The sequence below is a fragment of the Arthrobacter koreensis genome, assembly GCF_035792275.1.
Taxonomy (GTDB): Bacteria; Actinomycetota; Actinomycetes; order Actinomycetales; family Micrococcaceae; genus Arthrobacter_B; species Arthrobacter_B koreensis_A.
Map to the genome: position 1 here is coordinate 61,356 of NZ_JAMWKK010000012.1, position 10,293 is coordinate 71,648.

Below are 10,293 nucleotides of genomic sequence, written 5' to 3' on the forward strand. Positions count from 1 at the left end.
GGAGGCTCATCCAAGTAGCGGTCCCGAATAACACCGGTGTAACCCGAGTAGGTACTGCTGATTACTGGTGATTGCTACTCAGGCAGGTGCCATGGGCCCTACCTAGTCTGTTGAACGCCTGCTGCCGCGGGCATAGACGGTTTGCTAGGAAGAGGTCTCACAGTGGAGAAGCAACATTCGTCCGGCGCCTACTCACTTGTGGCGCGTACGCCGGCCCATACGCAACATGCCGCGACCCGGCAGGGCCACGAGTCACCGTTCCTGGGCAGGTCAGGACTGGTCAAGGCCATGGCAGGGTGCCTGAATCCTGACTCATCTGCCTCCGGCTGCCTGATCATCGGCGAGGCCGGGAGCGGCAAGAGTGCACTGATGCGGCACGTACTGGCCCTGTACGGGCGGGACGCCTACACCGTCAACATCCGCGGTTCGGCCTTCGCAGGCAGGACGGCCTTCGGAGCCCTTACCTTTATGCTCTCCGAGCTCGATCCGGAGTCAGCTTCACATCCGGTGCTGATCCTGCGGGGCCTCACGGAGCTGATCCGCGAGCGCGCGGAAGGACGCCCAGTCGTCCTGGCCGTGGACAATGCCGAAGAGCTGGATGAGTTTTCCGCCATGGTGCTAAGCCAGATGGTGATCAACCGGTCGGCCCACATGTTCGCCGCGTTCCGCGATTTCAGTGCAGCGCCGGCTGAGTTTATGGGACTTTGGCGCGAAGGCCTCCTGACCCGCCTTGATCTTGAGCCCATGCTGCCCGCTGAATGTGCCCACCTGCTGGAAGCGGAGCTGCGGGGACCCGTCAGCCGCGCCGCCGCGGAAGACCTGACCAGGATCAGCGGAGGCAACCCCAGCATGCTCCTTGCCGCTGCGGCAGATTACCGGGAGAGCGGGCGGGCCAGGGCCGTGGACGGCGTTTGGGTACTGGACGGAGATCAGTCCTGTGCCTTCACGCGGCTGGCCTCCGTGATGGGCTTGAAGCTTGCCGGACTCAGCAAAGACCAGCGGGACTTGCTTGACCTGCTGGCGCTGGCCGGCGCGCTTCCGCTGAACCAGGTACTCGAGAAGGTGGAGAGCAGGCAGGTTGACGCACTGCAGGAAGCCGGGCTGCTCCAGCTTGAGCACCGGACTGCTCCTGCCCTGTCCCTGGTTGATCCCGGCCTGGGGATGGTCCTTCGGGGCCAGGCGGACGCCGCCAGACGGCGTGAGTTGCTTGACCAGCTGCCGCCGGATCCGGATGTGTCCTGGCCGGTGCACGCGGCACGGTGGCTGCTTTCCGCCGGTGCCAAGGTACCGCCGGCCCTGGCGCTCGCTGCCGGCCGGGCGGCAAACGCCGAAGGAGATCCGGCAGCGGCCCAGGAATTCATCACCTCAGACCCCAACCACCTGTCCTCGCCGGCATCCGTCCTTGAACTTGCCCGTGCCCTCCTGGCACGCGGCGATGCTGCCGGAGCGGCCGACGCCGTCGTCCGGCACCGCGGGTTCGACGATTCCGGCGCGCCCGTCCCTGACACCGTGCGGCTGCTGCTTCTCGAAGCTGCTGCCGGCTGCCGGGCCAGCGCAGAGCAGCAGTTCGTCAACACCGGTGCAGCCGACAGCCACGCGGCCCGCCTGGACGAAGCAGAACAAATCCTTGGCTCCCTGACCGCCGGCGGGCTCGGCCGCGGCGAGTCCGCACAGCTGGAGAGGGAACTGGTCCTGGCCCGTGCCCGGTGCCTGGCACAGCACGGCCAATACGGTCAGGCCGCGTCCTTCCTGTCCGCTGTGTATGCCCGCGGCGATGAAAACGGCCGCGGGTTCAGGGCACTCGTAGGATCCTGGCTCTGTGTTGCCTGGGGTATGACAGACCGGCAGTCCGACGCACTGGAACTTGCGTCCGTGCTCTGGCCTTTGCTTTCCGATGTCCAGGAACCGGATCTCGAGCCCTCCGAAGCTGCCCAGGCACAGGCCCGGATCCTCCACGTCCTCATGGTTGCCGGTGCCCTTGATTCCGCTGCGGAGTTCCTTGCCCGGGGAGCCGGCACAGAGGGCGCCGGAAGTTTCGGCGGCACCCTTCACGAAGTCTGCGAAGGAGTCCTGCACGCTTTCGCCGGGCGGGGCGCCGCTGCGACGGCGCGGCTGCTTCCGGCAGCCGGGCAGCTGGCGATTTCCGACCCGGACGGCCTGCTCCACACCGTCAGCGCGGTCGCAGCCTATGCTGCTGCGCTGCAGGGCCAGCACCAGCGCGCCGAGGGGCACCTGCGGACAGCCGATGCAGTGCCCGCCACGCCGTCGTGGGCACTGCAGCGTACGGCCGCGCACTTCGCCGTGCTTGCCAGGAACCTGCTTGGCTCGAACGACTCCGGTGAGGCACTCGCTGAGCTGGCGGTCCGGGACGAAGCCCGCGGGGCGGGCGCGTATGCCGTGCTCAGCCTGCTCAGCGCCGTCCGGATGGGGGACATGGGCCAGGCACAGCAGCTCCTGGACGTGGCGTCCGGGCTGCAGGGACGCTTTGCCCGGCTGTGCGAGGACTATGCCAAGGGAGCAGCGGGATGCGATCCGCAGCTGCTGCTGCTCGCTGCTGACGCGGGTGCCGCGCTCGGGCACGAACTGCTTTCCCGCGAAACCGGGGAACGCGCCCTGCAAATCGCCGCCGGCGCCGGGGACCGGGCAACGGTCCGCTTCATCCATCGAACCCGGCGGCTCCAATCCGGAGAGTCGGAGAACGACGTCGAGGTTGAGGACTGCCTGCGCGGACTTACGGCGCGTGAACGCGTTATCGCCAGGCAGGCAGCGGCGGGAACCAGCAACAAGACGATTGCCGCTGAACTCTCCATTTCGGTTCGCACCGTTGAAGGCCACCTTTACCAGATCTACTCCAAACTGCATGTTGGGAGCCGGCGGGAGCTGGCGAAGCTGCTCAGCGCCGGCCAGACGCCCGGGGCCAACCATTCAGGTGCAGCACAGGGGGTACGGTAATGCAGCACCAGGAACAGACCGTGCCGGAAGTGCTGAGGAGCGCTGAGGCCGACCAGGTCGCGAACCACCTCCTCGACCCAATGCTGCGCGGATCGATTGTGCTGGCGCCCGAGGGCATGGGAAAGAGCGCCCTGGCAGAAGAGGTGCTCCGCCGGCTGGAGGGGATCGTAACTCCTTACCGGATCCACAGCAGCCCGGTGCTGGCACGCATCCCGTACGGGGCGCTGACTCCGTTTATGGAGCGGGCCCTGGCAGAAGACCTGGATTCTCCCCTCGTGGTGCTTCGGAACATCCGCAAGTGGTTCCGGGTACGTGCTGAAGCCGGACAGGCACAGGCGCTCCTGGTAGTGGAAGATGCCCACCACCTTGATGAGGCGTCCAGCCACGTACTGGTCCAGCTTGCGATGTCAGGTGAGCTGCGCCTGCTCGTCCTTTCGCGCATCCGAAGCGCCAATATCCAAGAGCTGCTCTCCCTGGCACGAGACGGGCTGCTCGCGCGCCTGGATCTTGAACCTCTGTCCAGGGACGCGGTCCACCGCCTGTGCGTGCAGGAACTGGGCGGGACTGTGCTTCGTGCCTCCAGCGCCGTCCTGGCGCAGGTATCAGGGGGAAACCCGCTGTACGCGAAAGCGCTGCTGGATGGGGCGCGGAGGCGCGGCGAACTGCTTCAGCGCAACGGGTCCTGGTACCTGCGTACCCTTCCGGCTGCGCTGGAACCAACTGTCCAGGATCTGGCCAAACGCCTTCTGGCAAGCCGGTCAGACGAAGAACGTGCAGCGCTGGAAGCAGTTGCTCTGGCCAAGATCCTTCCCCGTCCTGCCCTGTCAGCCGTCGCAGGTCCATCCGCCGTGCAGGCTCTGGTGGACGAGGGACTCCTCCTCCAGGTGCCCGATGTTCCTGACCAGCTTCAGCTGGCGCAGCCGCTTCATGCCCACGCCATCCGTTCCCTGGTTCCCCCGGTACGCAGCATAGAGATCCGCCGGCAGCTGATGCAGGGCAGCGGGCACGCGCTTCGGTTCCAGAACACTCTTTACGCCGCATGGGCGCTGGACTGCGGTGAAGCACCCGAGCCCTTCGAACTGCTTCAGGCGGCACGGTCAGCGAATGCTGAAGGAGATGCCGAGCTGGCGCTCCGCCTGGCACAGGCTGTCCCGGCAGATGCACTGGCTGCGCGCGCACGCATTGAAGCCGCTGTTGCCCACCTGACACTTGGAAATCTCTCCGACGCCAGGGCCGGCCTGGAAGACGCGGTTAGCGGTGCAGCGGATGTGGAAACCCTGGACATGGCAGTACTGGCCACAGCACAGCTGGCAGCATGCTCAGAGTTCGCCGCCGAACGGCTCCGTGCCCTGGCCCGGGACTGGTCGGCACGGGAAGCCCTGCTTGGCGGAACGGGTTCAGGCACCAGCCGGGAACGCTGGGTGGCTGCCGGACAAAGCGTCCTGGCACTGTGGGCGCGGATCGCGGACGGGAATCTGCTGACCCCCGGAGAAACCGCGGCCGTGACCCGGAAACTGCTGGACGAGGACGCAGCCAACCCGGAACGGACAGCGGACCGTACAGGACTCAGGGCGCTGGGCTATGCGCTCGTGTGTGAAGTACATACCGCGGCCGGAGCCACCAGTGAGGCGCTGCGAGCTTCCGAAGAAGCGGCGCGGGAACTGGCAGCGAATCCACAGGTGCAAAGCCGGGTGCGGGGGACCGTCTGGGTCCGGCGCGCTTTCGCGCTGCTTCACGCCGGAAACTTCGAGGAACTGGGAGAGCTGCTCGCGGCGGAGCTGCGCACTTCTCCGCAGTATTTGCTGGCCTACGGCGGCAGCATTGGCGTAATCGAAGGGGCCCTCGAAATCCATCAGGGCCGGTTCCGGAAGGGTCTTCGCCGCCTGAAACCTGCCATCGCAGCCCTTCGGTTCCGGGACCCCGAGCGGCTGCTTCCCTACGCGCTGGCCGTCGGAGGGTACGCGGCAGTGGTGGTGGAGGACGACTCACCGGCGGCAAGTTTTGCAGGCGAGCTGAGGGGACTGGGGTATTCGGGACCGAAGGGACTGGAACTCACAGCCCGCGCCTTCGCTGCAGCCGCCCTCTCTCCGCAGGGCGGCGAAGAGCCGCCGCCGCCACAGGTGCGGGCGCTGGCCCAAGAAGCGCGTGCGCTTGGACAGTTCGCGGCGGAAAAGGACATCCTGGAACTGGCGCTGGCGGTGGGCGACCTGAAGCAGGCGCGGCGTCTCATGGACCTCACCGACGGCTTCGAAGGCGGCGAAGCAGCTGCCCTGCATGCCTATGCAGCGGCCGTTGCCGCGGACAACCCGGAGCGAATGGTCACCGCCGCAGACGAAGCTGTGCGCCGGCGGAAGTACCTGGTGGCGGTGGAATGCATAGGACATGCCATCCGCTATTACGGTGCGCACAACAACCTGCGCCGCCAGCGTGCGCTGATCCAGCAGCTGCGCCGCCGCCGCGAGGAACTGGCAGGGGTAACAGTGTCCTACCTCAGCCCCAGCGTTCATCAGGTCAGGCTCACGAGGCGCGAGCACGAAATAGTCGAGCTCCTGCTCGAAGGCGCCGGCACCAAGGACATCGCGGCGAAGTTCACGCTGTCGCAGCGTACGGTCGAGGGCCACGTTTACCGTATCTACGTCAAGCTCGGCATCAGCAAGAGGACAGAGCTGGAAGCTGTCTACCGGGCGCTGGAAGCTGAGCCGAAGGTTCATGCAGTGCTGTAACCCCGGCGGCGACTCATCCCGTGCCTGCCGCGGGCCAAGTAGAAGCTACGGACCATAGGGTACGGAACCAACCGGATCAAGTGACGTTCCTGCTTTTTGAAGTGCGAACTACTGGTGTGGCCCGGGAAAACCTGCCGTTGACTTGGCTTGTCAGCACGGCAGGGAGCCAAAGCCAGCGGCAGGTAAATCTGCTCGGTTCGTCAAATGGCAGCTCCTCTCCACTGACCGTCAGGACCGCACCTCGTGTGTGCGCGGGCCTCCCAGAAGCGGAGCCGGCGGCGTCGAAGTCTGCTGAGACCCAGACTTCCCCCCAGCCGTCGCCGGCTCCCCTCTTCGCTTCCCTTATCTGCCTCGTCCACGGCGTCATTTTCTACCGCCCGTACGGTGCTGAATCCCCAATGACCTCGGGCTCCACCGCTTTTCGCCACCGGATTGGTAAGGCGCCTTTTTCCAAGCGCGTAGCCGTGCAAGTAGGTACATCTGCAGGGGCGAGGTTGGGCCAGTGAGGCGAGTACCCGGTACTCGTGCCGCGGGGCGCCGGCGATCCTAGGTTGGTGGCCGTTGGAAGGCGTAGCTACGAAGGATGACGGACTCGTTATGAGCGCAAATACACATCGGCTGCCGGGCAAAGTCCTGGAGGGGGAAGCAAGACGTGTTACCGAACAAGTCCAGGCCCCTCCGGGAATCCGGCGTCACACTCAGACCCAGAGACACGGAGGGGGTGAGGCACTGCTGCAGGCTCCTGCATCGGGCAGTGCACTGCAAAACGAGTACGTGTTCCCACCTCCTGCCGCCCGGACACTTACAGCGGAACCGGCCGGAGGAACATCCGCGGTGCTGCCGGTACAGCCTTTTGTGTTCCCTTCCTTTATCACGCGTTCCTCCAGCAGATCACGGGCGTCGAAGACTCCTGCCGTCTTTTGGAACCGGCGCTACGAACGAATCCTGATCCTCACTGACGCTCTGGTAGTAACCCTGGCGCTGCTGGCAGGGACCATGGCCAGATTCGGTACGCAGGCGGCCGAATTGCGCGTTGGAAACCTCGCCACCACCTACTGGGTTTTCTCGGTGCTGCTCGGAGCTGGATGGATGCTGGCGCTGCACGCATACCGAAGCCGGGACCCCCGGATCGCGGGAATGGGAACAGACGAATACAAACGGCTGGTCAATGCAGCGTTTGCGGTAACAGCCGGGATGGTCTTTGCCTCCTTCGTCCTGCAGTTCGACCTGGCCAGGGGATACTTCGCGTTTGTCCTTCCTGCGGGCACCGCAGGACTTGTCTGTTCCAGGTGGCTGCTGCGGCAATGGCTGAAGAGCCAGCGGCAGCGCGGGCGCTTCCTCTCTCGCGTGGTGGTCCTGGGCCGCCCCAAGGACGTGCGCTACGTGGCCCACCAGATCGCTGCGAAAGCGGGAGCTGCGTACAAGGTGGTGGGCGTTGCGGTTTCAGGCAAACCCCGGTCCACCCTGGAGGTGGACGGTGTCAGTCTTCCGGTGGTCTCCGATACAGAGCACGTGGTCGATGCGGTGGGCAGGCTCGGAGCTGACGCCGTGATCGTTGCCGGGCCCACTAAGGGCGGGAGCGGCTACGTGCAGGAATTGGGCTGGAAGCTGGAGGAATCCGCGGTGCAGCTGATCCTCACCACGGGGCTGACCAACGTTGCCGGCCCCCGCATCCACTCCCGGCCGGTCGAGGGCCTGCCTCTGATGCACGTGGAACTGCCCCAGTACGCCGGCGGAAAACACCTTCTCAAACGCGGCATGGACATAGTCCTGTCGGGGCTGGCGCTGCTTGCCCTGGTTCCCGTCTTCCTGATCCTGGCGCTGCTGGTCCGCCGCGACAGCCCCGGACCGGTCCTTTTCCGCCAGGAAAGGGTGGGACGCGGCGGAGAAGTGTTCGAGATGCTCAAATTCCGCTCGATGGTGCAGACAGCAGAAGACGACCTCGCCGGACTGCTGGACCGCAACGAAGGCTCCGGGCTGCTGTTCAAAATGCAGCACGATCCGAGGGTCACGAACGTGGGCCGCTGGATGCGCAAGTACTCCCTTGATGAACTGCCCCAGCTCTGGAACGTCTTCCTCGGGCATATGTCCCTGGTCGGTCCCCGTCCTCCGCTGCCGCGCGAAGTGGCCCAGTACGGCAACCGGGTGCACCGGCGGCTGTACATCAAACCCGGCCTCACCGGCATGTGGCAGATCAACGGGCGCTCGGAACTGAATTGGAAAGACGGCGTCCGGCTGGACCTCTACTACGTGGAGAACTGGTCTGTTGCGGGCGACCTGATCATTCTCTGGCGCACGGCGAAGATGCTGCTTCGTCCGGTCGGCGCCTACTAAGCCCTGTTCCAGGAGCGCAGCCCAGCCTGCTTCAACGATGCAAGTAAGTCGGAAACTAAACCAAGTAATTCACTTCTGGGATGCGGAGTGAAAAACATATAAGGCAGTAGCCGGTACTCGGGCGCTGACCTTCCTGCAAAAGATAAGTTTCTTCAGTTTCTTCATACCAGTTAATTCAAAAGATAAGCGGTCTCGTAATGGTTAATAGAACGACGGCAGGGGCAAATCCGGGCCATAACTCCCGCAAGTTTCAGCGCGTGCTGCTGGGTGTAACCGCGCTGCTGCTGGCGGGCTGTTCCTGGAATTCCACCGATGCTGTGCAGGTTCCTGGACCTTCCGCGTCAGCTGAAATTTCCGCGTCAGCCGCGCCGGCGGATCCGCGCCCAACTCCTGAACCGGACGAAAGCGAAGGACCGTTGGGCGGGCCCGCATTCGAGCCGGACAACGCGCAGCCTGCCGATGAAGCCCCCATGGTTCTCCGCAGCGATGCCGCTGAGAATCCAGTACCGGTGGAACCCTCGCTCTTCGGCGGGGAAGCGGTGTACGAGGACGGTGTTGTCGCAAAAACGTCGAACATCCGGCGGGGGACAGTCGACGAAGAGGGCATCGGCGTGGTGGCAGGAGCCGAATACATCGTGTTCACGGTCTCGCTGCGCAATGGATCCTCCGAAACCCTGGATTTGACTGCAGTTGTTCCGACACTGCTTTACGGGGAGGACCGCGTGTCTGCTGCCCCTGTGTATAGAGGTGTTAAAGCGTTCGACCTGACCGGAAACCTGGAGCCCGGGGCGGCAACCGAAGCCGAGTACGCTTTCCAGTTGCCGGCGGGAGCCACGGATCCCGTTCTCTACCTGGATCTGAACGGATCCCACGCACCTTTGATTTTCCGCGGTGACCTGCCATGACCCGCAGTCCGTTCCTTTCCCGCGGCGCCACCCGTTATGGTGCCGTTGTTGGGGCTGTGGGAGCCCAGGCCAGCCAGGCCCTGGGCAGCTTCCTGATCCTCGCTGTAGCGGCACGCTCGCTGGACCTGGGAAGCCTTGGACTGCTGAGCCTGCTGTATGGACTGCTTGTGCTCTCGGCCGCAACTACCAGCGGGTTCGTGGGTGATTCCCTGACCGTGCTGAACCGCCAGTCCAACGCGCTGCGCGGGGGACTGCAAGTGTGGTTGTTCCTGTTGTCTGCCGGATGTGCCGTCGCTGTCCCGCTGGCTGTTTGGGCGCTGGGCCTGGTCGACCCGATGCAGGCCTTCCTGCTCGGCGTGGCTATTGCTGCCTACTTGGTGGAGGACGTGCTCCGGCGCCTGCATATGGCGTGCCTGCTCTTCCAGCGGATCGTGCTGATGGATCTGACTGTCATAGCGGCGGCTCTCCTTCTCCTGCTGCTGGTGGGGCAGCAGACGGAACTGACGGTGACGTCATTCCTGGCAGCCATCGCCGTCGGCCAGGCCGCCGGCGCGGTTGCCGGAGTGGTTGCGCTTCCCGCCGCCGAGCGGGTCCTGGTCAGTCTGCGAGGTGCGCAATGGCGGACGGTCGCAGCCTATGGCAGCTGGCGCGCGGCACAGCAGGCTCTCCGCCCGGCCCTGCTCACCGCCCTGCGAAGCGCAGTGGTCATGTTGGTTGCGTTCGAAGCCAGCGGGGCACTTGAACTCGCCCGGGTGTACGCTGCGCCCGCAATGCTGGTCGTGGGCGGCATCTCCTCGTACCTTTTCGCGTCCTTTGCCCGTGCCCGCACCGTTCCCTTGGAACAGCTGCTTCGCCGGGCGGACCGCGGCGTACTGGCACTGCTCTGCATGACCGCGGTGTGTACCGCAGTGGCTATGGCGGCGTTGCCCACGGCCGGGCCGCTGCTCCTCGGCAGCCTGCCTGAGCTGACAGCGGTGGCCGGCTGGCTGATTTACACCGCAGCGGTTTCCGCCGCCACTCCTTACGGGGTCCTGGCAGCCGTGAGATGCAACCCTGCACGGATCTTCCTCATTCGATCCGCCGACACGGTGGTTTCCCTGGGTGCCGTCGTTCTCGTCGTCCATTTCACCGCAAATGCTGCTCTGGCTCCTTTGGCCGCAGCCTTCGGGGCAGCGCTGGGAGGGCTTGCCATCCGGCAGATTCTCCTGGTGCCGCTGCGAACTGCAGAAACAAAAAACACTATCGTCAGCACGCCCCACGAAAGAGAGCTGGAGAAGAATGCGTAAAGGAAATCGGACGGAGTCTTTTCGTGGGGAAGCAGCCAGCAGAAATCGCTTCACCAAACTTCTGGCAGTCCTGGGGGCAGCGTCCCTGCTAAC

The 10,293-nt window shown here is 64.9% G+C and carries 5 protein-coding genes; all 5 read left to right on the forward strand.

Annotated elements, in window-relative coordinates; genetic code table 11:
• Window positions 1–162: 162 nt before the first annotated feature.
• The 5 genes from NGB94_RS12445 to NGB94_RS12465 all read left to right on the forward strand — a co-directional run bounded on the left by NGB94_RS12445 (window position 163) and on the right by NGB94_RS12465 (window position 10,200).
• On the forward strand, window positions 163–2,952 hold the full coding sequence (locus NGB94_RS12445; RefSeq protein WP_325790961.1) for a LuxR C-terminal-related transcriptional regulator: 2,790 nt from the start codon (window positions 163–165) through the stop codon (window positions 2,950–2,952).
• On the forward strand, window positions 2,952–5,675 hold the full coding sequence (locus tag NGB94_RS12450) for a LuxR C-terminal-related transcriptional regulator (RefSeq protein ID WP_325790963.1): 2,724 nt from the start codon (window positions 2,952–2,954) through the stop codon (window positions 5,673–5,675). Before NGB94_RS12445 ends, NGB94_RS12450 begins: the two co-directional genes overlap by 1 nt.
• A gap of 855 nt (window positions 5,676–6,530) precedes the next feature.
• Window positions 6,531–8,009 (forward strand): sugar transferase, encoded by a 1,479-nt coding sequence (locus NGB94_RS12455; protein ID WP_325790964.1) that lies wholly within the window; start codon window positions 6,531–6,533, stop codon window positions 8,007–8,009.
• Window positions 8,010–8,425: 416 nt separating this feature from the next.
• On the forward strand, window positions 8,426–8,914 hold the full coding sequence (locus NGB94_RS12460) for a hypothetical protein (RefSeq protein ID WP_325790965.1): 489 nt from the start codon (window positions 8,426–8,428) through the stop codon (window positions 8,912–8,914).
• Window positions 8,911–10,200 carry a hypothetical protein gene (locus NGB94_RS12465; RefSeq protein WP_325790966.1) on the forward strand — a complete coding sequence of 430 codons (1,290 nt, stop codon included), beginning with the start codon at window positions 8,911–8,913 and terminating at the stop codon, window positions 10,198–10,200. The genes NGB94_RS12460 and NGB94_RS12465 overlap by 4 nt, the downstream gene beginning before the upstream one ends.
• Window positions 10,201–10,293 lie beyond the last annotated feature (93 nt).